This window comes from Rhizobium sp. B21/90, assembly GCF_019355815.1.
Lineage (GTDB): Bacteria > Pseudomonadota > Alphaproteobacteria > Rhizobiales > Rhizobiaceae > Rhizobium > Rhizobium rhododendri.
The window spans coordinates 111,906-138,282 of sequence record NZ_CP072166.1; the positions used below are offsets into that span (position 1 = coordinate 111,906).

The 26,377-nt window shown below is 58.0% G+C and carries 18 protein-coding genes and 4 pseudogenes; 17 read left to right on the forward strand and 5 right to left on the reverse strand.

Features of this window, described 5'->3' with window-relative positions; translation table 11 throughout:
* Nucleotides 1–102: 102 nt before the first annotated feature.
* From J5278_RS30120 to J5278_RS31855, 3 genes are all read left to right on the forward strand, one after another.
* Nucleotides 103–1,134 (forward strand): ABC transporter substrate-binding protein, encoded by a 1,032-nt coding sequence (locus J5278_RS30120; protein ID WP_209186754.1) that lies wholly within the window; start codon nucleotides 103–105, stop codon nucleotides 1,132–1,134.
* Nucleotides 1,135–1,491: 357 nt separating this feature from the next.
* Nucleotides 1,492–3,501, forward strand: coding sequence for a S9 family peptidase (locus J5278_RS30125; RefSeq protein WP_219259571.1), 2,010 nt, complete (start codon nucleotides 1,492–1,494; stop codon nucleotides 3,499–3,501).
* Between the two features lie 92 nt (nucleotides 3,502–3,593).
* Nucleotides 3,594–3,878, forward strand: coding sequence for a thermostable hemolysin (locus J5278_RS31855; protein WP_142832435.1), 285 nt, complete (start codon nucleotides 3,594–3,596; stop codon nucleotides 3,876–3,878).
* Nucleotides 3,879–4,073: 195 nt separating this feature from the next.
* On the opposite strand, the gene J5278_RS30135 is transcribed toward J5278_RS31855, so the two are convergent.
* Together J5278_RS30135 and J5278_RS30140 are read right to left on the reverse strand one after the other, a co-directional pair.
* Nucleotides 4,074–7,211: an efflux RND transporter permease subunit gene (locus J5278_RS30135; protein ID WP_209186771.1), complete on the reverse strand. Its 3,138-nt coding sequence runs from the start codon at nucleotides 7,209–7,211 to the stop codon at nucleotides 4,074–4,076.
* A 3-nt stretch (nucleotides 7,212–7,214) separates the two neighbouring features.
* Nucleotides 7,215–8,393 (reverse strand): efflux RND transporter periplasmic adaptor subunit, encoded by a 1,179-nt coding sequence (locus J5278_RS30140; protein WP_209186770.1) that lies wholly within the window; start codon nucleotides 8,391–8,393, stop codon nucleotides 7,215–7,217.
* A gap of 780 nt (nucleotides 8,394–9,173) precedes the next feature.
* Between J5278_RS30140 and J5278_RS31445 the strand changes: the two are divergent.
* Nucleotides 9,174–9,362 (forward strand): annotated as a pseudogene (locus J5278_RS31445) (integrase core domain-containing protein); the annotation flags it as partial.
* Between the two features lie 163 nt (nucleotides 9,363–9,525).
* Here J5278_RS31445 and J5278_RS30150 read toward each other — a convergent pair.
* Both J5278_RS30150 and J5278_RS30155 read right to left on the reverse strand, forming a co-directional pair.
* The gene (locus tag J5278_RS30150) at nucleotides 9,526–10,179 is read right to left on the reverse strand and encodes a TetR/AcrR family transcriptional regulator (protein ID WP_247749470.1); all 654 of its coding nucleotides are present in this window, start codon (nucleotides 10,177–10,179) and stop codon (nucleotides 9,526–9,528) included.
* 326 nt (nucleotides 10,180–10,505) lie between these two features.
* Nucleotides 10,506–11,582 carry a PHB depolymerase family esterase gene (locus tag J5278_RS30155; RefSeq protein ID WP_209186768.1) on the reverse strand — a complete coding sequence of 359 codons (1,077 nt, stop codon included), beginning with the start codon at nucleotides 11,580–11,582 and terminating at the stop codon, nucleotides 10,506–10,508.
* Between the two features lie 525 nt (nucleotides 11,583–12,107).
* Here J5278_RS30155 and J5278_RS30160 point away from each other — a divergent pair.
* The 7 genes and pseudogenes from J5278_RS30160 to J5278_RS30190 all read left to right on the forward strand — a co-directional run.
* Nucleotides 12,108–12,502 (forward strand): annotated as a pseudogene (locus J5278_RS30160) (transposase); the annotation flags it as partial.
* A gap of 429 nt (nucleotides 12,503–12,931) precedes the next feature.
* Nucleotides 12,932–13,540, forward strand: a complete 609-nt coding sequence (locus J5278_RS30165; protein ID WP_209186767.1) for an outer membrane protein — start codon at nucleotides 12,932–12,934, stop codon at nucleotides 13,538–13,540.
* A gap of 169 nt (nucleotides 13,541–13,709) precedes the next feature.
* Nucleotides 13,710–14,183 (forward strand): hypothetical protein, encoded by a 474-nt coding sequence (locus J5278_RS30170; RefSeq protein WP_133255641.1) that lies wholly within the window; start codon nucleotides 13,710–13,712, stop codon nucleotides 14,181–14,183.
* A complete protein-coding gene (locus J5278_RS30175) occupies nucleotides 14,123–14,629 on the forward strand; it encodes a hypothetical protein (RefSeq protein WP_209186766.1) in 507 nt (168 codons plus the stop codon). Before J5278_RS30170 ends, J5278_RS30175 begins: the two co-directional genes overlap by 61 nt.
* 94 nt (nucleotides 14,630–14,723) lie before the next feature.
* Complete coding sequence (locus J5278_RS30180) at nucleotides 14,724–15,446, forward strand: response regulator (RefSeq protein WP_209186765.1); 723 nt, start codon at nucleotides 14,724–14,726, stop codon at nucleotides 15,444–15,446.
* Nucleotides 15,443–16,771, forward strand: a complete 1,329-nt coding sequence (locus J5278_RS30185) for a HAMP domain-containing sensor histidine kinase (RefSeq protein ID WP_209188260.1) — start codon at nucleotides 15,443–15,445, stop codon at nucleotides 16,769–16,771. The genes J5278_RS30180 and J5278_RS30185 overlap by 4 nt, the downstream gene beginning before the upstream one ends.
* A gap of 383 nt (nucleotides 16,772–17,154) precedes the next feature.
* A pseudogene (locus tag J5278_RS30190) lies at nucleotides 17,155–17,325 on the forward strand (HU family DNA-binding protein); the annotation flags it as partial.
* A 357-nt stretch (nucleotides 17,326–17,682) separates the two neighbouring features.
* Here J5278_RS30190 and J5278_RS30195 read toward each other — a convergent pair.
* A pseudogene (locus J5278_RS30195) lies at nucleotides 17,683–18,773 on the reverse strand (IS110 family transposase).
* Nucleotides 18,774–19,266: 493 nt separating this feature from the next.
* Here J5278_RS30195 and J5278_RS30200 point away from each other — a divergent pair.
* From J5278_RS30200 to J5278_RS30225, 6 genes are all read left to right on the forward strand, one after another.
* Nucleotides 19,267–20,646, forward strand: coding sequence for a lysine N(6)-hydroxylase/L-ornithine N(5)-oxygenase family protein (locus J5278_RS30200; RefSeq protein ID WP_209186695.1), 1,380 nt, complete (start codon nucleotides 19,267–19,269; stop codon nucleotides 20,644–20,646).
* Nucleotides 20,646–20,891: an MbtH family NRPS accessory protein gene (locus J5278_RS30205; protein ID WP_209188259.1), complete on the forward strand. Its 246-nt coding sequence runs from the start codon at nucleotides 20,646–20,648 to the stop codon at nucleotides 20,889–20,891. The genes J5278_RS30200 and J5278_RS30205 overlap by 1 nt, the downstream gene beginning before the upstream one ends.
* Before the next feature lie 14 nt (nucleotides 20,892–20,905).
* Complete coding sequence (locus tag J5278_RS30210) at nucleotides 20,906–22,315, forward strand: salicylate synthase (protein WP_209186693.1); 1,410 nt, start codon at nucleotides 20,906–20,908, stop codon at nucleotides 22,313–22,315.
* Nucleotides 22,312–23,178, forward strand: a complete 867-nt coding sequence (locus tag J5278_RS30215) for an alpha/beta fold hydrolase (RefSeq protein WP_209186692.1) — start codon at nucleotides 22,312–22,314, stop codon at nucleotides 23,176–23,178. The genes J5278_RS30210 and J5278_RS30215 overlap by 4 nt, the downstream gene beginning before the upstream one ends.
* On the forward strand, nucleotides 23,171–24,820 hold the full coding sequence (locus tag J5278_RS30220; RefSeq protein ID WP_209186691.1) for a (2,3-dihydroxybenzoyl)adenylate synthase: 1,650 nt from the start codon (nucleotides 23,171–23,173) through the stop codon (nucleotides 24,818–24,820). The genes J5278_RS30215 and J5278_RS30220 overlap by 8 nt, the downstream gene beginning before the upstream one ends.
* A 202-nt stretch (nucleotides 24,821–25,022) precedes the next feature.
* A complete protein-coding gene (locus tag J5278_RS30225; RefSeq protein ID WP_209186690.1) occupies nucleotides 25,023–26,138 on the forward strand; it encodes an isochorismate synthase MenF in 1,116 nt (371 codons plus the stop codon).
* Nucleotides 26,139–26,377: the final 239 nt, after the last annotated feature.

The following is a 26,377-nucleotide window of genomic DNA, read 5'->3' on the forward strand; positions in this document are numbered from 1 at the left end:
CAAGTTCTGGTTTGAACCGATCTTGGCTCCAATAATTTGTTCCTACGCCCTCTAGCGGTGTGGTCTGCAACATGAGTGAAGTAAAAAGTTAGGGACTGTGTGATGAATCGTAGAATGTTTTTGGTCAGCACTACGACATTGGCGGTTGCCGCCAAATTCGTTGATCTGGGTCCCGCAGCGGCTGCAGGCGAAAAGGCGGAGAAGCCTGACTTAACTATCGGCGTTGGCGGTAAGCCTCTCCTTTACTATCTCCCATTGACAATTGCCGAGCGAAAGGGGTTCTTCGAAGAAGAGGGTCTAAACGTCATCATTAATGACTTTTCCGGTGGCGCCAAGTCGCTGCAGGCGCTTATCGGCGGATCGTTAGACGTTGTCGTTGGCGCGTATGAGCACACAATCAGGATGCAGAATAAAGGCCAGGACATTGTTGCTGTCTGCGGCCTCGGCCGTTTTCCCGGGATCGTAATAGCGGTGCGCAAAAGCCTGGCAAGCGACGTTAGATCGGTAAGGGAGCTGAAAGGTAGGAAGATGGCTGTAACGGCGCCGGGTTCATCGACCGCGCTAATGCTCCAATATGCTCTGATAAAAAATGGCCTGAAAGCGGACGATGTCGCATTGGTCGGCACGGGTGGCGGAGCCAGCGCCTTGGCTGCACTCAAGAGTGGCGAAGTTGACGGCCTTTCCTATGTGGACCCCGTCATTGCCCAGCTCGAACGCGAGGGCGAAGTCCAAATTTTGATTGACACGAGAACCGAGGCTGGGACCCGCGAGCTGTTCGGAGGCGCCAATCCCGCCGCCGCAGTCTATACGACCCATAGTTTTATTGAGACTAATCCTATCACCATCCAGAAGCTTGTTAACGCCTTCCTCAAGGCGCTCAAATTTATCCAAGCTTCAACTCCTGAGGATATCGCCGCAGCCGTTCCGCAGGAGTATTTGATGGGCGACAAAAGCCTCTATGTCGAAGCTTTTAAAAATTCGAGGGAAATGTACTCACTCGATGGGATGGTGACAGAGGAGGGCTACAAATCGATGATGAGTGTATCGAAAACACTTGATCCGGAACTTGCAAATAGCGACGTGCCATTCAGTAGGACGTTCGATCCATCCTTTGTAACATCTTCAATGCGCTAGTGCAGCAGCGAATACAACTGCGCTGCGGTCAGTCCTGGACGGACGCGCGTATCGATGCCAGCGACATAATCGGGGCATGAAATTTGTTCGGCGCAAGCAACACCGTGCATTCTCATTTCCCGCGATAAGCGGCTGGATGCGGCGGCCCCACACCATCTAAAGGAGGCGCTGTAGCCGGGCTGCGACGCGGACCGCAACTGTGCCGAATGTTGCCTTTAGCCCACTGTCATGTGAGATTGAGATTCTTCAATGAAGCTAGTATTTCCTCTTACGGCATCGCTCCTTACAGCCGTAGCTCAGTCGCCGACGGAGGCGGACGTCCAGGCACTGCACCTTCGCTCGCCCGTCGCTCCACCGATGAAAACTGCCGAATTCGGCGGTCCGATTAGCCCCTCTGACATCATGCAGTTACACGATATGCGGCATTTGGAAATGTCGCCTGATGGTAAGGCAGTGTTGTTTGTCGTTCAAGGGCAAGTGGCGACCTTTGGCTCCGACCAACAAAGGATATGGTTCGTGCCGAGCGACGGCAGCGAGCCCGCGCGTGAGCTCGTCAGCGGTCCTGGTGTTGACAACACACCGCGCTGGTCTCCGGACGGTGGAATGATCGCGTTCCTGTCGAACCGCAGGAGCAAACAGACAATAGAAACCGATATGTCGACCGCAGGCAAGCCCGACGAATCCAGCCGGCCTGAAGGCCAAGCCGATGGATCGCCGCCAGCTGTTTTGGACGCCGGGGGCAAACAGACCCGCCAGCTCTGGAAAGTTGGGCGCAATGGTGGCGAGCCAGTGCCGCTCACTGCAGTGCCATGCGACATTACTGATTTCGCATGGTCGCCCGACGGGACAAAGATTGCCTTTCTAAGTGCTGATCCAGATACACCGGGGGAAAAGGCAGATCGTGAGGCGAAGCGTGACTGGGTCGAGTTGGACAAGGCTGGCCACATGTCCCGCCTTTGGGTTCTGGATCTTTTGAGCCACGAGGCGCAACCTGTCTCGCCAGAAACTGTCAACGTCAGTAAAATGGCGTGGTCTCCGGATGGAAAACGCATGGCGGTCCGTGTCGCGGATACGAGCGCGATCAATGATTATTTTTATCATTCGCGGATCACCACTTTTGATTTCGAGAACGGCACATTCGGCAAGACGCTCATTGAACATGCCGCGGAAGGCCCGTTTTGGGCACCCGACGGCACTGCTATCCTCGCCTCGGAAATTCTCACGCCGGGATTCATTGGCACGGCCCCCCGCGTTTACAACTTTGCGACAAATACACTCACTAAGCTCGCCGACGACTACGCGGGGTTGTTGACGCGACTGCAATGGGCTGCGGATAGCCGCTCCATCCTCGCCCTGTCATTTGAGGAGACGCAATCCAGATTAGTGAGAATAGCAGCGACTGGGAACGGGCGTGTCACGCGGCTTGCCACTTTGGAAGGTGAGGCTTTCGACCTCACGACTAGTCGAGATGATCGCCTCGTCGCGGTTGCGCTGTCGAGCCCTGAGCGACCCGCCGACGTATGGACCATCGCCGGCAAACAGATCCGTCCAATCACGATGATCAATCCGCAAGTCGCCCACTGGAAATGTGGCAAGGTCAGTCAAATATCTTGGACCAATAGCCGTGACGGCAAACGGATCTATGGTGTCCTCGTTACGCCGCCCGACTACACTCCTGGGAGCCCGATCAAGACAGTCATCCAAATTCACGGCGGTCCCGAATGGGCGTGGTGGGCGGGGTGGCTCGGCAGCTGGCACGAATGGGCGCAAATGCTGGCGACGAATGGCTATGCCGTATTGCTGCCCAATCCGCGCGGCTCGGACGGTCAAGGCACGGCCTTTGCGCGAGCGATTGGGCATGACTGGGGCGGAATGGACTATCAAGATGTGATTGACGGCGTTGACATGCTCGTCGCCATGAAGATTTCAGACCCTTCGCGCCTCGGCATCGGCGGATGGAGCTATGGCGGGTTCATGGCGGCCTGGGCGGTGACGCACAGCGAGCGCTTCAAGGCAGCAGTGGTCGGTGCTGCTCCAACCAACATGACTACGATGGCGCGCATTACCGACACGCCCGACTACACCATGGGTTATTTCGGCGAGCCATCCGCGCACCTTGCCGATCTCGATAGGGTATCGCCCGTGCGGAAGTTGGAAAACGTTCATACGCCAGTGCTGGTACTGCACGGCGAGTCAGATACGCGAGTGCCGATAGCGCTTGGTCTGGAGTTCTACCGAGGACTAAGACTTCTTGGCAAACCCGTTAAGATGATCAGCTATCCGCGGGAAGCTCACTGGTTTAGCGAGCCCGAGCATCAGTCCGATGTCCAGCGCCGCATTCTCGATTGGTTTGATGCCCACCTCTAGGAGAGTGACGAACGCTGAGCAACTCGGCGTGCGACTGACGCACCTGTGCCATGGGGCCGAGGTTAATGCCTTGATCAACACGCTGAAGGCGTATGAAATCACCAATTGCTGTACAACGCTCACGCCCTTATCGCCACAAGGCGGAACAGTTTATCACCAGCGTCTTTCATGCACATGATGGGGCGCAAATAGACACATTTCCACACACGCTGTTTGTTCGGCTCGGAGCCGACGGAAAAATCCTATGTGCTGTAGGCACTCGCTTCACACACAGTGGTTTTTTCCCAGCGATATCTGAGCGAGCCCGATCGAGAAAGCCATCTTCAGAATCGCCCGCACCCCGCCAATCGCGGTCAACGATTGAAGCTGGAGGATAATCTCCTTCGACTTGCCTATCTCCTGTTTGAGCATGCGTCTGAAACGGAGGCTATCGAGCTCGACCGGGCGATTATTGCCGAAGCGATCCGTTTCCCCAATCTCCGGCTGTAGCGTGGCATCATTGAAGACCGCTCAAGCCTATTTATGAAGGGCATCCGCCCGCAAAGTCGTGTGCCTGTCTCCATATCAGACACTCACTTATCAGCAATCTGTGGCGCCTCGTCCGATTGATGCTTAGAAGGATCCTTGCTGAACTTCATGACGAAGGCAAAAAAGACCGGAACGAAAAAGATTGCTAGGACAGTGGCGGAGATCATGCCGCCAAGGACGCCGGTCCCAATTGCAGCTTGGCTGCCGGAGCCCGCGCCTGTGGCAATGGCCAAGGGCACTACCCCCAGAGCGAAGGCGAGTGAGGTCATCAGGATTGGCCGGAAACGAAGATGTGCCGCCTCTATTGCCGCGTCGAACGTCGACTTTCCCTTGGCCCGAAGATCCTTCGCGAACTCGATGATCAGGATGGCGTTCTTGGCGGAAAGCCCCATGATGGTGATTAGGCCGACCTTGAAGTAGATGTCGTTCGGCATGTCGCGCAGCATTACCGCACCGACCGCGCCAATGACGCCGAGCGGGATGACAAGCAGTACCGAAAGCGGAATTGCCCAGCTTTCGTACAGCGCCGCAAGGCAAAGGAATACCAGAATGACGGACAGGCCCAGCAACATCGGGACCTGAGAGCCGGATTGGATTTCCTGCAGTGACTGGCCACTCCACTCATAGCCGAAGCCCGGCGGCAGGGTATTGGCAATCCGTTCGACCTCGGTGATAGCTTCACCGGAGGAAAAGCCTGCAGCCGCCTGTCCACTGAGACGGACGGCCGGGAAACCGTTGTATCCGACGATCTGCGTCGTGCCTCTCGTAAAGGCGTAGCTTGCAAAAGCTGAGATTGGCACCATACCTCCATTTGAATTTCTCACCGTCAACTTCATCACATCGAAGATCGTGCTGCGTTTGTTCGCATCGGCCTGCACGGTGACCCTCTGCATGCGTCCCGCGTTGGGGAAGTCATTGACATAGGACGAGCCGAGACTAGTGCTGATCGTCTGGTTGATATCGGCGAATGTGACGCCATAGGTGTTTGCCTTCTCGCGATCGATAGTCAGTACGGTTTGCGGCGCATCGGCGAGGCCCTCGACCATGACGCCAGCGAGGATCTGGCTCTTGGCTGCTTCCGCCATGAATTGGTCACGCGCGGCATTCAAAGCTTCAGTCCCCTGGTTGCCACGATCTTGAAGGCGGAACGCAAATCCATTCGATGTGCCAAGACCCGAAATAGCTGGCGGTGACATTGCATAGGCTGTCGAGTCCATAATGGCCCGAAATCCGGAATTGAACTTGGCCGATAGAGCCTGTGCCGACTGCTCCGCGGTCCTCTCGCTCCAGTCTCTCAGGGTGATGAAAGACAGTCCGGCATTCTCGCCCGACCCGGAGAAGCTGAAGCCGCTAATTGCGACCACGCGGTCCACGGATGGTTCGGACGTCACAACCTTCTCCATCAGCTTGATGGAGCCGAGTGTTCGCTCAGCCGTAGCATCTGCCGGCCCCTGGATCTGGGCCAGCAGCGTGCCCTGATCTTCATCCGGCAGGAAGGAAGACGGCAGTTGCAGGAACATCCAGGCGGTCGCAGCGGCGACGGCGAGATAAATCAGCATGGTACTACCCGACCGTCTGAGCAGGCCCGCGACCCAACCGCTATATTTGTTGGAGCCTCTGTCGAAAGCACGATTAAACCAACCGAAGAAGCCTTTCTTGATATGAGCTTCGCCCTTCTGGACAGGCTTTAGAAACGTCGCACAAAGCGCTGGCGTAAGCGTCAGGGCCAGGAAAGCCGAAAAGAGGATCGACGATACCATCGTCAGCGAGAACTGCTTGTAGATTACGCCAACGGCGCCTGGAAAAAAGGCCATAGGCACGAAGACAGCAGTCAACACCAAGGTAATCCCAATCACGGCCCCGGTAATTTGAGTCATCGCCTTCTTCGTTGCTTCCCTTGGGTGGAGCCCCTCCTCCATCATGATCCGCTCGACATTCTCAACGACAACGATCGCGTCATCAACGAGGATGCCGATCGCAAGAACCATACCGAACATCGTCAGCACATTGATCGAGAACCCGAGCGTGTACATCACGCCGCATGCACCAAGAAGCGCGACTGGTACGACGATCGTAGGTATGATGGTGTACCGGATATTCTGGAGGAAGAGGAACATGACGAGGAAGACGAGGACCATCGCCTCGGCAAGCGTCATCAGCACCTGTTCAATAGAGATGTAGACGAACGGTGTGGTGTCGTAAGGTACCGAATACTCGATGTCTTCGGGAAGCGAGGACGCCAGCTGCGCCAGCCGCGCTTTGATGGCGGTAGCGGTGGTCAGCGCGTTGCCGCCGGGTGCAAGCTCAATCGAAGCGCCTGCAGCCGCTTTTCCGTCGATCCGCACCGAGGTGGCATAGCTGTCGGCGCCAACTTCAATTCGCGCCACGTCACGCAAACGTACCGCGGAGCCGTCGGTATCAGCGCGCAATACGATCTGACCGAACTCGTCCGGTGACGTCAACTGGCCCTTGATGAGCAAGGATCCCGTGACGCGCCTGTCCGTCTGGGAGGGCGCTGCTCCGAGGCGGCCGGCCGCAACCTGCGCGTTTTGAGCTTGAATGGCATTTGTAACATCGGCTGGTGTTAAGCTGAGACCGAGTAGCTTGTCCGGATCAAGCCAGACCCTCATCGCGCGCTCACTTCCAAACAGTTGCACCTTGCCAACACCTGGAACGCGCCGCAATTCATTGGCGACGTTGCGGCTCATGTAGTCACCAAGCGCGATACCGTCCATTGTACCCCTCTTCGATTGCAAGGCGACCAGAAGCAGAATGCCACCACCTGCGGTGTCCACGCTGATCCCTTGTTGAACGATGGAGGACGGTAGTCGAGCCTCTACACGGCGCACCCGGTTCTGGACCTCAACCGCTGCTGTTTCCGGCGCCGTTCCAGGCGCAAATGTTACGGTTATGCTAATTCCGCCCTGGGCATTCGACGTGGATTCGTAATAAAGAAGACCGGGAATGCCGTTGAGCTCCTCCTCCACCAAACGTGTTACGCCCTCGTAGGTGTCTTCGGGGGAGGCCCCGGGATAGGTTGCGGAGATCGTGATCTGCGGCGGCGCTACATTCGGATACTGTGAGATCGGCAACAACGTCAGTGAAATTGCGCCAGCCAGTATGATGCCGATGGAAAGCACCCACGCAAAAACTGGGCGGTCGATGAAGAATGCGGCGAGCACGGATCAGCCCTCCTTTTTTATGGGGGCGTCAGCCCTGGATGGCTTGCTCCATGGTTCAGTCTTAACCGCCTGCCCGGGGGTGACCTTCTGGAAACCTTCGACAAGGACTTTGTCTCCAGCCAAAAGTCCCTTGATAACCACCCAGCGGCCCTCGAAGATCCAACCAAGCGTCACCTCGCGGATTTCGACCTTGTCTTGCGCGTTCACGATATATAGCCGCGGCTTTCCGGTGGTGTCGCGCTGGACGGACTGCTCGGGAACGGCGAACGCTCCTTCGAGAGCGCCTTGTTGAAGGTTTGAGCGAACATACATGCCCGGTAGCAGGTTTCGCTCTGGGTTAGGAAACTCACCACGCAGGATTAGCTGGCCGGTCTGCGCGTTGACGCTCACCTCAGAAAACAGGAGTTTGCCTTCATGCGGATAGGTACGCCCTTGCTCCGTCACCAGCTTAATGCTGACGCTGCCTGCCGCATCTTCTTTGAGGTCGCCGCTCCTGATAGCGTTGCGCAGAAGGATTAACGTGTCGGCCGGCTGTGTGAAGTCCGCATAAATCGGATCGATTTGCTGGATTGTCGCCATGACATCCGAAGTCGGGCTGACTAACGTACCCTCCGTGACCAAAGCTCGACCGATGTTGCCGGTGATTGGAGCCTTGATTTGTGTATACTGCAGTTCTAATTGCGCCGATCGAAGGTCAGCCTGGGCGCGAGAAACGTCAGCGTTGCTTTGTGCCAATTGTCCTACGGCAGTTTCACTGTCGTCAGCGCTGGCAACACCTTTCTGCTGTAGCTGGGTCAGCCTCTCGGCTTTTTGCCCTGCAAGCTTGCGGGCCGCGAGGGCTGCGTCGAGCGTGGCCTGCGCTGAATCCACCTTCGCCTGAAACGGCGCCGGGTCTATGACGTACAGCAGGTCACCTTCTGTAACATTTGTCCCTTGCTCGAAGATACGTCGAAGCACGAGACCGGTAATCCGCGGGCGGACATCTGCTGTGATCATCGGCGATACCCGACCCGGTAGCTCGCTGATCACGGGGATGGTCTCAGGCTTGGCTTCCACGATCGAAACCGCGAGGGGCCGTTCTACAGCCTGCTTTTGTTCTCCCTCTTTTTCTGTACACGCTGCCAGCGATAGAATGGCACAGGCCAAGAAGGCCAAACGGAGGGGCTTTGTCACATCGTGCATGGGTGGTCCTAAGAAGGAATGGTCCGAAAGAGCAAACCGTTGGTGTCTAAAACGCGGTCGTAACGCAACGGCGGCATTGCGCTCCGACTGCCAAAATCGCCGGACCGCCGGCGCAGCCGGTCTGGAAACCCGCCCGGGGAGGCATGGGACAGGCCTCCCCGGGCGAGCATGACCAATATGCTGCCGATTACCGCACAATAGGCCATGACAGGAGGTTTCGGCGCTAGATCGGTGACCGAGCTTGCCGAGGATGACCAAGTACCAGCTTAAGCTGTGAGTTTGGATGCTATTTTGTTATTAAATGTTGCGGCGGTGATGGCGCGTTGCGTTCAAAAGGCGCGCGAAAGCCTACTTTGAAAGAGCTGGTATCCGAGCAGCGGCAAGCGTAGCGAGCAACGCCGCAATCGTCACGACGGCATCGGCATTAGGGATAGACAATGCCTGTGGCAAGTGACGGAGCCTTTGAGAACCGATGCGCTAGCTTCCGACAGTGGATATGAGGCCGCTTTTCTGCATGCTCGGACAGGTGCATTCGCAGTTTTCAACGGAGCTCAATTACGCACGCGGCGATCGGCGTAAAATACCCGTTGTAACGTTGTAACGTCCAACTTGACTAATAATCGATCGTTGGTAAGTTTAACCGCCGAATTGAACCGCCTGCCGCTTAAAAAGTTCAACCTCCCAAAGCAAGGCAATTAACTTCTTGCTTGAAATCTCCCGCCGAAAAAGCACCGACCCACCTCTCTCGATTTCGCTTTTGGCCAATCCAATGCCGATTATGCCAACGCAATGGCCGAAGCCGTCGTGAAAATCTTCAAGCGCGACTGTGTCTCGGTCAATTCCATCCCGGACGCCGAAACGGTCATCGCCCAACTGCAATTGTGGTTCGAGCACTAAAACACGCTTCACTCGCACAAAGCATTGGGGTATCGATTCCTGCGCGAGTTCTTAACCGTCAAACAGAAATCTGATCCTGTCCGGTTTTTATGGGGCAACTCCAGGGTTCGAGCAGTTGGAGCAAGCGCTTGAGGATCAATTGATCGCCGCCGCCAAGTCGTCCACAGCCAGTCACATTTAATCATCGCTCCACAGGCGGAACCCTGAACAATCCAATAAAAAAAGCTTTGCCGCACTACGTGGGCTTCGAGCCGTAAGCTGCGAGGAATGTCTTCACGGCGCCCCTGATCACGCGCTCGATCTCGACATCCTCAGGCGGCGCATTCATGGTGCCGAATAGACGGAGTTTGAAAAAGCTACCGCTACAGAGATCGAGGTATTGACCAGCAGCAAGCTCCAGATCGTCGATCTCGAGATCACCTTCTTTGGAGTGCCGTAACAGAAAATCCTGCAGAACGCTGCGTAAGTTCTCAGGTCCTTTAAATATACGCGTGCAAAGAGATGGCATTCGATCTCGGACGCCAAGCACGGTCCGCAATGCTGTTATCACTGTCTCATCCGTTATATGTCTTACAAAGGTCACACCGAAATCATAGAGGCCGCCCTCCAAGTCGCCATGTTCGGCGAGAGTCATCCGCATGGTCGCAATGAAGGTGGCTCGTTGCCTTTCAATAGTTGCGGAAAATAGTTCTTCCTTGTTATCAAAATACACATACAACGTGCCCTTGGAGACACCTGCTTGGCGCCTTACGTCGTCCATACTCGCCGCGTCGAAGCCAAGGCGCATGAAGACTTGATCGGCTCCATCCAGAATTTTCTTACGCTTGATAGGGTCTTCACCCGCCGGCCAGCGTCCGGGGGCTGGAACCGTAGTCTTTTCTTGTTTCAATTTACGTCGACCGCTAATTTTCCAATGTTTACAGTTATTCTCGCTGTTGAAGCCGCGCCATCCGGCTAAGACGGGATGATTGTCATGCTAAACCTTTCCTGTCAAAATACCGAAAGACGCATTGGCTAAACAGCCTATTAAGAAGCGCCACCTCGGCCAGATAGATAGACCGTAGTCATCACAGATGTATGAAATCCCTTGCCCGTGAGACAGCAAGTCAAAAATTTGAAAGAAGTTTTCGCGTAGCTTCAATGTAAACTGGCAGAGCAGACGTCTTCTCATCGAAAACGGCATACTGCTGAGACTTTCGGCTCTCAGTCTCTGCTTCAAGCAATTAGTCCGACTGCTCGGAGGGCCCGTTTGAAGATATTAACGATTGCGCATGCACGAGGCGGCGTTCTGCCGTCCTGCGGAATGACAACAACCTCTGCTTTAGCGACTGTTGTTTGTGGAGTGAATGATGTCATTAGACCCCAACTCCAAGCGGTGTGCACAGTCGCAGAAATTCCCATTTCGAGCATAAGTGGCGCGCGCTGACCGTAGCCACTCTTGGTTTCGGTCGGGAACCCGTGACCCATCCCGATAATGTGGTAGTGGTCGATGACGCGCCGCCCGGACGCGTCAAGCCAAGATTGCCGGCGGTGACCTTCCACCTCTGTCGCTGTGGTCGCTTCGGCCTCAAGGATATTTCGCCACTGTTCGACGATAGCGAAAGAATTTGCGTCTACAACTGTATCATCGCTAGTTCCATGCCAAACCGACAACGTCGGCCATGGCCCCTGGTGGGAGGACGCCGTGCGAATGCTACCTTCTAGGGCCAACGCTGAGGGAAGTTCATGGCCCCGCATGCGGTCAAATGCCTCGGGTACAGTCGATGCCACACCATAAGGAAGACCTGATATTATTGCTCCTCCCGCAAAGACCTCCGGATAGGTTGCGAGCAAGGCATTTGCCATCGCTCCACCTGCAGACAGTCCAACCACATAGACTCGTGCTGCGTCAACCTCATGATTTGTAATCAGGCTGGCGATCATTTGTCGTATCGAGAGGACTTCCCCGCTGTCGCGGGTAACATCCTCCGGATTGAACCAGTTGAAACACAGTGTGGCGTTATTGGAAGAGCACTGCTCGGGGAAGAGAACAGCAAAGCCGTAGCGACACGCCAGTTCCGACCATCCCGATCCACGATCGTAGTCCGCAGCCGTCTGTAAGCAAGCATGTAGCCCAACAACGAGAGCGGGAGCCGCGTGAGCCTTCTGCGGCATTTGATACCAACCTTGGAGCTCTCCGGGATTGCTTCCAAACGACTCAAGTTTCTCAAGCGTAGTAGCCATCGGCTTGCTGCTCACGAGAGAGGCTTGATACCGTCGCAGCCGCCTTATTGTGTCGGATATTGATCGCATAATAACTCCTCATCAACGCCTAGGCCCAAGCACCTAAGTTGTTGAGATAAACGCCGAGATTGTCGCCGCTCAAAAGTTTAACGACAATGACGGAATAACCAGGTTGAAAATTTAAAGCCCTTGATCTCTGCGACGTAAATGATGCGGCGAAGAGATATCTCCCGGTTCTAACTCCATTAGTCAGTCAGTTGGGTCGCTAGCTGATCGAGCGTCCGACGAAAGTGTGCTTGGTTAAGCCGTTCAATTCAGTGAGCCTTTGCGCGATCTATGCGGTGCGCCGTCGCGGGAACTACTATGTTGCAAAACCATGTTGCGGAGTGTTGTTTTAAGTTGCGTTATATTGAGCTGGGAGCTGTGTGCCATCTCGCCCGTCACGAAGGCTCCGAAGCCAATAGCGCGTTATTTGCGTGACGCGCTGCAAAGCGCTCTTAGGATTGCAGTACTAACAGTGTGCGGAAAAAGGCCCTTGCTACAAGCGGACTGCCGTGATTCCATGCCTGCGTGACTGGTCGGCAGGAGCAGGACATGCGTGGCAGTGATATGCAGACGGCGGGTCTGTTTTCTTATGTGAGCTGCGAAGCCCGCGTTCCGACAAGCCATCCGCTGCGGGCGATCTGCGCCATTGTAGACGAGGCGCTGGAAGTTCTGTCGCCAGATTTCGAGGCGATGTATTCAGCGATCGGCCGCCCGTCAATCCCGCCGGAGAAGCTGCTGCGTGCCCTGTTGCTGCAGGCCTTTTACACGATACGCTCCGAGCGTCAGCTCATGGAGCAGATGGATTACAATCTGCCGTTCCGCTGGTTCGTCGGCCTGTCGATGACGCGCCGATCTGCGACGTCACGGTGTTTACCAAGAACCCCGAGCGCCTCTTGGCGGGCGACATCGCCGCCAAGTTTCTGGCCGCCTTGCTGGGCCAGCCCCACAGATGGCGGCGACACCGACGGCAGCGGCTCTGGCGCTAAAGGGAAACAGCCGCCAAAAACCAAAGGGAGCAACTCCGAGCGCGATTTCCACGGCGAGAAGCGAAGCAAACCAAGCACCGCAATAGCTAAACGGCGCATTTAGATCACGGTATTGTTCATTGGCTGCTCAACGGAGACAGCTAACGTCGGTTCATCTGTTTCTAGGCCGGAGCGATATAACGATAGGCCTCCTGCATGCCCGCCTATTTTGCTTCGTGCGGCTTGCACGATCCTCAGAGCACCTCTCAACGCAAGCGACTTACTCCGCAACATAACTTAATACAAAAAGACACTCCGCAATATTGCTCTCCGGCATAGTGCGATGCGAACCGGCCTCCCGTCGTGGGGTCAGCCTCTGCATCCACACCATGAAAGAGAGTCATTCCCGTGCACATCAAGTCATTCGTATTTGCCATTATCGCCATTTCGTCGGCAGCACCCGCAATGGCAGCGGACCTTTCCGTTGTTCCGGAGGCAGCGCCTGCTGCTTATCCAGCCTATGACTGGTCAGGTTTCTACATCGGCGCCCAGGGCGGCTATAGCTGGAATCAAAGCACCGTTCTCGGCACCAAGGAAGATCTGGACAACGGCTCCGCAGGCATTCACGCCGGCTACAACTTCCAGTCGGGCAGCATCGTCTACGGCATTGAGAACGACTTCAACTACAACTTCGCAAAAGACAAGGACACCGACCTTGAATGGGATGCGTCCGGCCGTGGCCGTATCGGTTATGCCCTCGACCGTACGCTGATCTTCGCAACTGCCGGCATCGCGGCGACGAGCGGCAAGCTGGACATCCCCGCTATACGCAAGAAAGACGACGTCCTCATTGGATGGACTGCGGGTGGCGGTGTCGAACACGCCATCACCGACAACATCCTGGTTCGTGGCGAATATCGCTATTCGGATTTCGGCAAGAAGGATTTCGGCGCCGGCGTTGGCGATTTTGGCGCCACCCAGAGCAAGGTCCTGATCGGCGCCAGCTACAAGTTCTAGCCGCAGGCAGGACGGCCGGGAAGGACAGAGACAAGACTTTCCCGGCCCATCCGGGATGGTCACCTCCCTCCCGCCGCCGCCGCAGCCCGGCAATAAAGACGGAACTAAATCCAACGAACAGATGGATCCCGGGAGAAGCCTCCAGGCGATCAAGCAAGGAGACTTTGCCGTGAGCGGACCTGCGAGCAAAAATAACAGACGCCCCATTCTCGTCTTTCTTCCGGCCAACGCGGCAAACACCATCGTCGCCAGGCTAGAGCTAGCGGGCTATCCGGCGGTGGCGGTCACGACAGTCCCGGACCTGTTCGACGCGCTTCGCTCGGATGCGTTCGCATTGGCAGTCACAGTCCGGCCGCAGATCGATATCGTCCGGAACATCATGACGATCCCGGTCGTCAACCTCGAGGTCTTCTTCCATGCGGCGCTCACGGCCGACAGCGCCGAGATCAGCGGCAAGCAGTTCGACGTCAACGCCTTCGTCAACCGCATAAAGACGCTCACTGTGCCGCGGTCAGGCCGTGAGCCCGAGAAGGTCAAGGAGTTCGGCCGCAAGCAGGCAGCAGCGAACCCCGGCTATGCGGGATGGCGCAAAGCAGCGGTGCATTTTTTCAAAAGCCGTTCCATGGCGAGGATCGACATCTGAGCGTGCGTATTTCCGATCTCTCTTGCCATCGCCCGGATTTCATGACGCGTCATGGGAGCGCAGAGCCGATGTTTTGCATTGGTCGCCTGAAAACTTTGGCAACTGGCCGAACCGCTTTTACCTGGCTCTCCCAGGGATTGGATCCTGCACAGGCCGCCGCGGTAAAATGCGAACTCCTCTTCTGGATAGGCTCTCTTTTGATGTTGTGGATAATTGGCGCTGCCTCGGTCAGCGGTTTCGTTCTGACAGCCTTCTTTTGCCTTCTGACTTTTGCGAAGGTTCTGAGGATAACGCTCATGAAGATCATCGAAGGCATGCCGAAGTATTCCCGTGGGCGCCACTATGCGACACTCACTCTTGGAATTGCCTTTTTTGTCCTGGTTGCGGCACGCGCCTGCTATATCTCGATGATCATTGTCGATACGGGGATGTCCGGTGGGATATGATCTGGAGCTTGCAAAAAAGACCGGAGCGGATAAATCCAGCAATCGGCTTGCAACTGCGATAAGACTGGCCTCTGAGATCGGGGAGCCCGCCGAGATGACATTTCAAGACCAAGCTCACATCCTCATCGTTGAAGACGATGCGGAAATCGCCGGAATGCTGGTCGAACTCGTCTGTGCCAATGGTTACAGAGCGACGTCTGCCGATAGCGGTGCGGACATGGACCGCCTTCTGGCGCGCTACAAATACGACCTGATCGTTCTGGATGCGATGCTCCCCGGAGAGGACGGCTTCAGCATTTGCAGAAGGCTGCGCTCCTCCGGCACCATCCCGATCATTATGCTGACGGCGCTTCAAGAGGATATAGATCGCATTCTTGGGCTCGAACTGGGAGCCGACGACTACGTCACCAAACCGTTTAACTCGCGCGAACTCATCGCCCGCATCAAGAGCATACTGCGTCGGGCTTCCTATGTGCGTGAACAGGATGGCGGGCTCGCTGCCCTGACATTTTCCGGCTGGCGTATAGATCCAAACAGTCGCCAGCTGCACGACGCCGAGGGCGCGCAGGTGTCGATGACGACTGCCGAATTCGACCTGCTGCTGGCCTTCTGCCAAAATCCCAACAAGATCCTGACACGGGAGCAACTGCTCTCGATGACCCACGCCGGCACTGCAGGACCCATCGAGCGCAGCATCGACGCGCACATCAGTCGGGTCCGCCAGAAGATCGAGCCGAACCTCAAGGAGCCAACGTTCATCAAAACGGTACGGCTCGGCGGCTACATGTTTGCCGCAAAGGTGGAGCGGATATTGTGATATCGCTGCGTTCTGCGTCGCTTCGCATACAGATACTCCTGCTTGCCATTCTCCTCGTCGTTCTCGTATCCGCTGTCGCGACGATCACCGAGCCGTTCATCTATGGCCGTCACGACAAGGGGATCGAGATCGGCTTGTTCGCCGGTCGCGTGGAGACGGTGCTGGAGCAGTTCAAAAAAGCCAGTTCCCGGGCAGACGAGGATGCAGCACTTGCAAATGCGGCAGCAGTCGGGCTCCGCATGGGGCGGGTCGATCCCAGGCAGTTCGCGGACGCGGCCGCCGTCGTGCCGATCCAAGCAGACGTTCGACCGGGCATTCGCAGGCTATTGGACAAATCCTTTGCCGCGGAGGTCGGCGAAATCTTCTCGCACGCCAGTCCCCGCCATAGCCTTCTCGTCATGCTCGACAACAACAACGCGCTTGCGATTGAAGCCCCTGCGTTTCCGAAATATCTCTGGTTTGCTCCAGCTGTTGCCAGCGGGCTTTTGAAGATCATCATTCCCCTGGCGATCATGGCCTATCTCAGCAGCCGGCTGATAACCCGGCCGTTGGAGCGCATCGCGACGGCGGCCCAGCGAGAAACGGTCCTGAACGAAACCTATGCGGAACCGTTCACGGTCGAGGGTGCGAGCGAGATCCGAATTCTCGCAAACTCTCTCAATACCATGCGCAGCCGTATTCAGCAGATGACCGTCGATCGCACGAGGCTGTTGCGCGCCATCAGCCATGACCTCAGAACGCCCCTCACCCGGCTTCGCATGAGAGCCGAACGGCTGGCAGATTCCGACCTCAAGGGTCTGATGCTGAGAGATGTCACCACTCTCGGCTCGATGATCGACGAAAGCCTCTCATTCCTCAACGACAAGGTCGAAAACACCCGCAAAGTCGATCTGTCGAGCCTCCTCCAGACCGTCGCCAGCGATTTCGCCGACACTGGCGTCAACGTTACGTTCGAAGGTCCGCGACGTGTCGTGTACATCTGCAAGCCGCAAGGCCTGACGAGAGCCGTGAGCAACCTGGTGTCGAACTCCGTCCGTTATGCGGATCAGGTCTGCATAACGCTGGAATGCCTGGACGACGGCAGTGTCCGGATCGCAGTGAAGGACAATGGGCCGGGCCTTCCCGACGAGATGAAAATACGCGTGCTCGAGCCTTTCTTCAAGGCGGATGCATCCCGGCAGGGCGGAGCGATGGGGAGCGGTTTCGGCCTCGGCCTGACGATCACCAAGGGCATCGTTGAGAAAGGTCACAACGGCACGTTCCAGTTGCTCGACAATATGCCGAAAGGACTGATGGCCGATATCCGGCTGCCGCCCGCAAACTGACAGGCTTGCAGATTGTCACAGCAACAATTTCATAACGTCGAACGAACTCCACCACAGTAGGAGCCCGTCGATTCGATAATTCCTCACCGCTTACGTTTGGGTTGGTTGGCGTCCGCCTAGAACTGCTGGGATAATAACACCAGCGTTTGTTCGCCCCTCGGGGGCAAGAGCAAGTTCGAGACGAACGGCGGCCCAAGTTCGCGGCGAAAATGACAAGCCGGATCCGTTGCAGATGGAACGGAATAGCGCTGACGGACCTTGAAACAGCGATTGCCGAAACCCAAGCGCGGATAGTATCGATAAAAAGATCGAAGTTATCGCCTCGCGCAAAGCTTCCGCATCTGCCGCGTTGTTCTTGCCGGGTTTGATATATCGCTTCCCAGGGCAAGAGGGTCGAGCTTCGTGGGTTCGGGAGCTTCTCGGTGCGACACCGCCCGCCGAGATCCGGGCACAACCCGAGAAATGGGGAAACCGTGTTTGTCGATGACAAATGGGTGCCATTTTTCAAAGCCGGAAAGGAAGTGCAGCATCGCTTAAATTCTGAGAATTCGTAAGCCGGGTGACTCAACAAAAATTGTTTGATTCTAACATTTTATGATTTTTTGATTCGCACAGATTCCGCCGAACCGAGGCGGATCGCCACCAGTAGGCCGGGAAGGCCGCCGAACAGCTATTAAAGTGGCCCGTCTTCCAGCCATCTAGCCAGGATCGGTGAAAGATTGGCGCTATTTTGCAGCCTTCTCTATTCGGCGTGTTGAGGTCAAGCACTTCGAGTTATTTTTCCTGCCGTGGGCGTTCAGTCTTTCGCGGTCCACGCTTCTTTCCGGGATCGGCCCATCGGCCTCACACCATAGGATTAGAAGAACAAGGCGGTTCAATCTGTTAGGCGCTCTGGCTGCGATATGCTGCAGTTAGCGCAAGGCTGCGGCCGAACTCACCTTGTCCACCGTCCGCGAAGGACATCTCTCCACCGGCTGGCAGAACTCTATTATCTCCCGTTGTTTCCGATAAGGCGGCTTTCGCCACGTCACTGTCGCGGCTCCACCGGAACTCCGTGCAAGAGCGACAATGGCCTTTCGAAGACCGCGGCGTTTGGCAACATTCATCGCCCAGGCCTTCAACCAGGACGATTTCTTCAACCGCGTCAGCAACACCTGTGCCGCCTCGTAAAGTAGCCTGCGCATCATCGCATCGCCGCTGGCAGACACGCGCCCAACCCTCTTGCTTTCTCCGGATTGATTGATGACCGGTGTGAGCCCCAAAGCAGGTCCCACCGCTCGTGAGTGCACAAACCGAGCGGGACTGTCGATGGTGCAGATGTAGGCGAGTGAGATCACTGGACCTATTCCGGGTGTCGTCATTAACCGCTTGCAGGTGACATCATCCCGGGCGATGTCGAGGACCTTCCGGTGCAGCCGTGAGAACTCCTCCCGGAGTTTTTGGCGGGCATCCAGGGGAGCAATGATCTCCTTGAGATCAAGAATGGCCTCCAAGAGTTCATTGATGCGGTTTTCGAATTTACCCACCCTGGCAATGCCCACCTTGAGGCCGAAGTTACGCAGCAGCCCACGAATATCGTTCTCAAACGCGAGCGCCTTCTCCTGGGGCAGCTTACGTGCGGTCAGAAGAGCGCGGCGTTTTGACTGGTGAGCGTCTTGACGTGCACGGGACGAAAGAGGTTCACTCGCATCATCTGGGCAATACCGCGGGCATCGTTGCGGTCCGTCTTGTTGACCTGCGCTTTGAGAAAGGCTTTCGCATGACGGGTTTCGATGCAGACTGTCGGCAGCTCCGCCTCAACCAGGCCACTATATAACCACTGCGACATCGGACCGGCTTCCAGCCCGATGCGGACAAATTCCCAGCCCAGCTTCTTTAGCGCCAGGACCAGATCGTCCGGGTGACCGACGACTTTCATTTCCCGGCAAATCCGACCGGTCTCATCAACGATACATACCGATGTCTCTTGCAACGAGACGTCAAGGCCTGCAAAATACTTCATGCTGCGCTTCCTTCCATTGATGTTTGTGGCTGTTCTCACATGACCACGTTTATCATCAACTCGAAGCGCAGCACCTCTTCCTCAAACCTGTGATGTCGAGGCAGGACTCAAGCCCAATATCCTATCTGTTAGGATCGCCCCATGATCGAGACGTTGAGGTTTCCTCCATCCGCCGAGACACCTTTCGCGGAAGGACGGGAGGGCTGCTCTTGTGCTGACCCCGACGGCATACATCAACGGCTTCGGCGCTAAGCGAAAACTGATCGCGACACAAAATATGACAATTTCACTCAACAATGACTAGACGGGACCGTCCCGTTTGATTATAAGGCTGCCGAAAGGTTGGTACACGCGGCCGACGAGACGCGGACGCGCCCCCTGCCCCACAGATTGGACAATCGCCAAGGCCCATTCCTTGCTGGGAGTATTCCCAGGCTTTGCACCATCGCCGCACAGCCTGGAAGTCAGTTCAGAGGCATTAGAGAGGCTTTACATGCCGAGGATAAATCAGCGCAGCGAATCCGATCACTCGAGAGGTCGAGCATCGAGCGAACCCGTATCTGACGAGGTAGATATCCTCGGAATTGGGTTCGGCCCCACCAATCTGGGCCTTGCGATCGCCATAGAGGAACGTAGCCGGGACACGGACGGCGAGAAGGCGCTGACGTCGCGCTTCGTTGAGGCGAAGCCGGAGTTCGGCTGGCATGACGGGATGCTCCTGCCGAACGTCACCATGCAGATCAGCTTTCTCAAGGACCTCGTTTCCCTGCGAACCCCCACAAGTCCTTACACCTTCGTGAATTACCTTCATGAAAGTCAAAGGCTGTCCGACTTCATCAATCTCAAGACGTTTTTCCCCTCCCGTAAGGAATTCCATGACTACCTTCGCTGGGCCGCCGACCGGATATCCGTCCCGGTTTCCTACGGCGTCGTAGCGCGGGGTATTGAATGGCGCGACGGTCGTTTCGCGGTGAGGGTCGCGCGGAGCGGCGACATCAATGTGCCCCTCGAGACGATCCACGCCCGCAATATCGTCGTCGGGATGGGCTATCGGCCGGTTCTGCCGGAGGGCATCGTTCCCAGTCTGCGGATATTCCACAATTGCAACCTTCTTCCGAGCCTAGAGAAACTGCCGTCGAGGCCGAACATGCGGTTTCTCGTGGTGGGAGCCGGACAGAGTGCTGCCGAAGTCGTAGCATATCTCCATGAAACCTGCGGCGATGCCGAGGTCCACGCATCTCTCAGGCGCTTCGGCTACTCGCCTTCCGACGATACGCCCTATGTCAACCGCATCTTCGATCCATCATCGGTAGACGAGTTCTATACGGCGCCGCCTGAACTTAAGAAGAGGCTGCTTGCCTATCATTTGCCGACGAACTACTCGGCCGTCGATGCGAACCTGATCAATGATCTGTATCGGCGGGAATATGAGGAGACGGTCGCCGGATTCAGGCGTCTGAACATACACAGGACGACCGATGTCGAACAGGTCGTCGAAAACGAGGACGGCGTCTCTGCCGTCATCCGAGATATCGGCGGCAGACATCACTCGCAGTTAAAATTCGACGCCATCGTCTTCGCAACCGGCTTTCAGCCGTTCGACCTGCGGGACATGCTTGGATCGGGTATCGACGCGGACAATGCCTTCGATGGTCCCATTCCCCTCGTGAACCGGGATTATTCGCTTGAACTTCCGACCATACCCGGGCGCATCTATCTGAATGGCGGCGTTCAGCACAGCCACGGATTGACGTCGTCGCTGCTGTCCAATGTCGCGATGCGATCCGCCGACATCCTAGACGCCATCGCGGCCGACGCGAGGTACGAGCCCTGCGAACAAACAGTCGAACGCAAGACCTTGGGAGCCCTATGATGTCCGTAAATCCATTCGATGACCCGAACGGCGTTTTCTATGCCCTAATCAATGACGAGGAGCAGTATTCGCTCTGGCCGACCTTCAAGGCCGTTCCCAATGGCTGGAGCGTCGTTCATGGCGGGCCCGACGGCGCACCGCGCCAGCAGGTGCTCGATTGGATCGACAGGACATGGACGGACATGCGGCCGAAATCCCTGCGCGACCAGCTGGCCGCCTCGGCATCGGGTCCGGGCAGCCTATAGAAGGAAGCTTCGCCATGACCCTTATCACATCAGGCATAGCGCAACCGGGAACGACGCGCATGGTGCCTCTGACCGTGGATATCTTCACCGCGGCAGGCGCCCTTGCCCGGGCCGTGGACGGCAGCGTTTCGCACGTGCCGGAAAGACGGCAAGATGGTACCGGCGCGGAGCCGCAGCCTTACATCCTCTACGAAAAGGCCGGGGAAATCGTATTTGCGGCGGGTTGCGCGACGGAGATCCGGCTGGATCGGGCGGGCCTTCATTTGACGACGCCTGCTGGCTCTCGAACCGAGCCTCTCACCGACCGACCGCTGCATCAGGTTCGGGCGATGGTGGCGAGCGTTCTTTCCCATAACAAGGGCGAACAGCTGCGCATCTTCGGCTGGGCGGCGTTCGAACTCTCCTACCTGTTGCAAAGCCTGCCTATCGGCGATCATGCCGGAACGCTGCTCTATCTCGTTCTGCCGCAACATGAGGCACGGATCCGCGCCGGCGAGGCAAAGCTCGTTGTCTCCGATCCTGACATCGCCGATCTTTGGGAGGCGGCGCTGCGCGAGGCAAGGCCGGAGGAACCGGCCAAAATCGTGCAGGTGGACGAGATCAGCGACACTAGCGGTTATGTCGATGCGGCCCGCGGTGCTATCAGGTCGATCGACGGCATCAGGCTTCGCAAGGTCATCCTGTCGCGTCGAGTGTCTGTGTCTCAGGATATCGATCTGGTCGCCAGCTACCAGATGCTTCGTCGCCATAATACGCCAGCGCGGTCCTTCCTGCTGCGGCTTGGCGGCATTGCGGCGGCGGGCGTCAGCCCGGGAGCAATCATCGAGGTCTCGGCGACCGGCGCCATCGTCGCGCAGCCGCTTGCCGGCACGCGGGCCTGGACGGGTCAGCCTGAACGCGATGCCGCGCTGCGGGAGGAACTCCTCTGTGATCCCAAGGAGATCTATGAACACGCCCTGTCGGTCAAGCTGGCGCAGGACGAAATTGCCGAGGTCAGCGAGCCGGGAACGGTGTTCGTCGAGGATTTCATGGCTGTCGTTGCCAGGGGCAGCGTTCAGCATCTGGCCTCGCGTGTGCGCGGCCAACTGCGGAAGGACGCCAGTTGCTGGGATGCCTTCGGCAGCGTCTTTCCGGCAGTGACCGCATCGGGAATTCCCAAGCGCGACGCGTGCAGGGAGATAGGCCTCCGCGAGGATACGCCCCGAGGGCTCTACAGCGGCGCCGTACTGTCCATAGACATCCAGGGCGGACTGGATGCGGCCCTCGTTCTGCGATCGGTCTACCAGGCCGGGGGAACCACCTGGCTTCGCGCCGGCGCCGGCCTCGTCTCGCAGTCCGATCCTGAACGCGAGCTCGAGGAGACGCGCGAGAAGATGCGCAGCGTCAGCCGCTTCCTCGTCGCTCGAGCCGGGAGCGTCGCGTGATCACAGCTCAAATCAACGGCATTCGCATCGCCTACGAGGATACCGGCGGCTCCGGCCACACGGTGCTGCTGGTGATGGGAACGGGAAGCCCTGCCCGCGTCTGGCACGTGCACCAGACGCCGGCGCTCACGGCTGCCGGCTTCAGGGTCGTGTCCATGAACAACCGGGGAATTCCGCCAACGGACGAATGCCCCGACGGATTCACGATGGCGGACATGGTCCAGGATGTCGTCGGGTTGATCGAGCACCTGGGCTGCGCCAGGGTATCGCTGATCGGCACTTCGCTCGGCGCCAGGATCGTAGTCGAGACGGCGCTCGCCAGACCCGATCTTCTGTCCAGCGTCGTTGCGCTTGCCGCGCATGCCCGTCTGGATCCCGTGCAGCAGGCTATGACGCGCGGCGAGATCGCACTCGCCGAAAGCGGCTTTCCGCCACCCGCCGACTATCGTGCCGCCGTCATGGCGTTGCAGTACCTGTCGCCTGCAACCCTTTGCAACGAAGGTCGGGCCCAGGACTGGCTTGATATGTTTGCATTCGATGACGGACGGATCACTGCCGGACACAAAGCGCAGCTGCAGCTGTCGCAGCTCCTCGACGACCGCCGCCCCGACTACCGGACCATCTCCGTTCCGATGCTGGTCGTCGGCTTTGCAGACGACGCCGCCATACCACCCCGCCTGAGCCGGGAGGTGGCGGATGTCGTCCCGGGCGCGGAATACGTGGAAATCGCCGATGCGGGCCACTTCGGGTACCTCGAAAGACCTGAAGAGACGAACCGCCTCATCATCGACTATCTCAGACGGCGGCCCGCTCGGGCCGGTGCGGTCGAAGCTTCAGCGGATACCGGGGTGCAACATGCCTGAAACGACTTTACGGACGTGGCCGCTTGAATTGGCCGAACGCTATCGCGAACTGGGCTACTGGCGCGGGAAGGACCTCACGGCTTCCGTCCGCGAGCAGACGCGGATCAATCCGGACAAGATTGCGCTCATCGATACCGCTGGACGGCAGCTGACTTATGCGGAGCTTGATCGGACGACGGACCGGGTGGCATCGGCATTGCGCAAATGGGGTCTGCAGCGCGGTGACCGGTTCATCCTGCAACTGCCCAATGTTATCGAGCTCGTCACCCTGCTGCTCGGGTCGATCCGGGCAGGCGTGATCCCCGTCATGGTGCTCCCGACCCACCGGGAACAGGAGGTCAGCCATCTCGCCCGGGGGTCGGGAGCCGTCGCCTATGTGGTCGCCGACGTCGAGGCGAGCTATGATTTCCGATCGCTTGCGCGCCGCGTGAAGCAGGCCGCGCCGTCGCTGCGCCAGATCCTCGTCGTGGGCGACACCGGCGGCGATCCCGCGTTGAAAAGCTATGGCGAGCTTGTCGATCTGGAAGACGATCCCGCGGAAATCGACGATATCGATGCCTCGTCTGTCGCGCTCTTCCTGCATTCGGGCGGAACCGGCGGGCTTCCCAAGCTCATTCCCCGAACCCATAACGACTACGAATACAACGCGCGCGCCAGCGCCGAACTCTGCGGCTTCGACGGCGCCACGGTCTATCTCGCAAGCCTCTCCGCGGCGCATAACTTTCCCCTCGCCTGCCCCGGCATACTTGGCACCTTCATCGCCGGTGGCACCGTGGTGCTTGCGCGCGAGCCCAGCCCGGACACCGTCTTCTCGCTGATCGCAAGGCACCGGGTGACCGTCACGGCTGCGGTTCCCACCCTGGCGGCGCTGTGGCTGGAGGCGCGCGAATTCGATGATGCCGATCTGTCCAGCCTGCGCGTTCTCCAGGTCGGCGGCGCAAAGCTCGCCCCGTCCGTCGCCGCCCGCATCCATGGTTTCCTGGGCGTGCGCGTCCAGCAGGTCTTCGGAATGGCGGAAGGACTGCTGAATTTCACGCGGGACGAGGATCCGGTCGATTTGGTGGAAACGACCCAGGGCCGGCCGCTGTCGCCGCATGACGAGATCCGCCTGGTGGACGAACTGGGCGCCGACGTGTCGGACGGCGACGTCGGCGAACTCTGGACGCGCGGTCCCTATACGATCCGCGCCTATGGGGCGGCGCCCGAAGTCAACTTGCGCGCCTTCACCGCCGATGGTTTCTATCGCACCGGAGATCTGGTGCGCCGGCTTCCCACGGGCCATCTGGTCGTCGAAGGGCGCGCCGGCGACCAGATCAATCGCGGAGCCGAAAAATTCTCGTCGGTCGAGATCGAGGAGTATCTGCTCGATCACCCGGCCGTGCGGGATATCGCCGTGATCGGCGTGCCCGACGTCAGCCTTGGCCAGGCGTCGTGCGCCATCGTGCGCCCGGCCGAGAGGCCGCCAAGCCTGCGCGATCTCAGGGATTTTCTGAGGAGCCGCGGCGTGGCGACCTACAAATTTCCCGATACCATTCGCATCGTCGATGAAATCCCCCTGACGCGCTTCGGCAAGATCGACCGGAAGCGTCTCCTGGAAAGGTTCGGCGAGGCCTTGCCGGACCCGACGGGCGCGCCGGCCTAGGCCGCACCACCCTCGACGACCAGCATACGCAGCAATTGTCCAAGATGGGTGCAGCCGCCTACGGCGCTGCAGCCGCGGGACGATTGCGCCCTCCAGACATGCCGCCTTGGTCGGGACCGATGGACGGACGCGTGGGTCGCAAGGGGCCGTAGCTGGACATGAACAACGTATCCCCCCCCGATGATTATACGGAGATAGTCATATGAATGCCCGGTTCGATCTGACAACGCCTGAATACCGGCTTCGCACCCGCGGCGTCGCTCAGCGCATATGCCCAAAAGGTTCGGACGGCGCTTCCGTCGCGGCGGCCGTCGCGGTCGCTATGACGGCCATGAACGACAAGACGCACAACGCCACCAAGCCAATCGTCGTCGGCCTGGTGCCCTTCGACGCCGGCGCGCAGGCTGTCTTCTACATTCCCGAGGAGGTCGAATTCAGCACGGATTACCAAGCGACGCCGCTTCCGCAGGACGCACGGAGCAACGCCTTCGAGGTCCATGGCGACGACCCTCCCGCCTATCGGGAGAGCGTCACGGAAGCGCTCAGGCGGATCGAGTCGGGTGACTTGGAGAAGGTCGTACTTGCGCGCAGCGTGACGGTCGATTTCGGCGCGCCGATCGATATCGATGCAGTCTACACCCGTCTCTGCGCCCGGAACGGCAGCGCCTATGTCTACCGGGTGGATCTGCCGGATGGTCACGAAAGGACATCCTCCGTGTTGCTGGGCGCTAGCCCGGAACTGGTGTTAAGCAGCGACAGAGGCAGGGTTCGCAGCACGCCCCTGGCAGGCTCCATACCCCGCGCCGTGAATGCACTGGCGGACGAGGAGGCCGCCCGCGGACTTTTGCGCTCAAAAAAGGACCTGGCGGAGCATTCGCTGGTCGTCCAGTCCGTTGGCGAGACATTCCGACAATTCGCCGACAAGGTCGACGTGCCCAGTGAACCGCAACTGGTGCAGACGCCGGTCATCTGGCACCTGGGAACCTACATCACCGGCATGCTGCGGGAGAATGTATCGCCCATCGCCCTTGCCTACGCTCTTCATCCGACGCCCGCCGTCGGCGGTTGGCCAAAGGACGCCGCTCGGCGGGCGATCGCGGAATTAGAGGAGTGCGACCGCGGATTCTACGCCGGTCTCGTCGGATGGATAGACGCGGAGGGAAACGGCGAGTGGGTTCTCGCCCTGCGATGCGGGGTCGTCAACGGAAACAGGGCGACCGTGTTTGCAGGGGCTGGCATCGTTGCGGGCTCCGATCCGGAAACGGAATACCTGGAAACCAGAACCAAGCTGCAAACCTTCATCAATGCGCTGGGATAACGCTGGCGTGGATACGTGCGCCTCTAAAATATGAGAACTTTAGTCAACATTCACTAGACGGGACCGTCCCGTTTGATTATAACTCGCATGCATCCTGGCGCTGCCGAGCGACGTCCAAAGAGCAGAGGAAGCGATCGTTCCTCGCTGCAGCAAGGGAGGACTTTGTGTTGTCGGCACCCGTCAGTAAGCCGGGTGCTGTTCAAGAGGTCGCGTCGCTGACGCGACATGAAACCCATCAT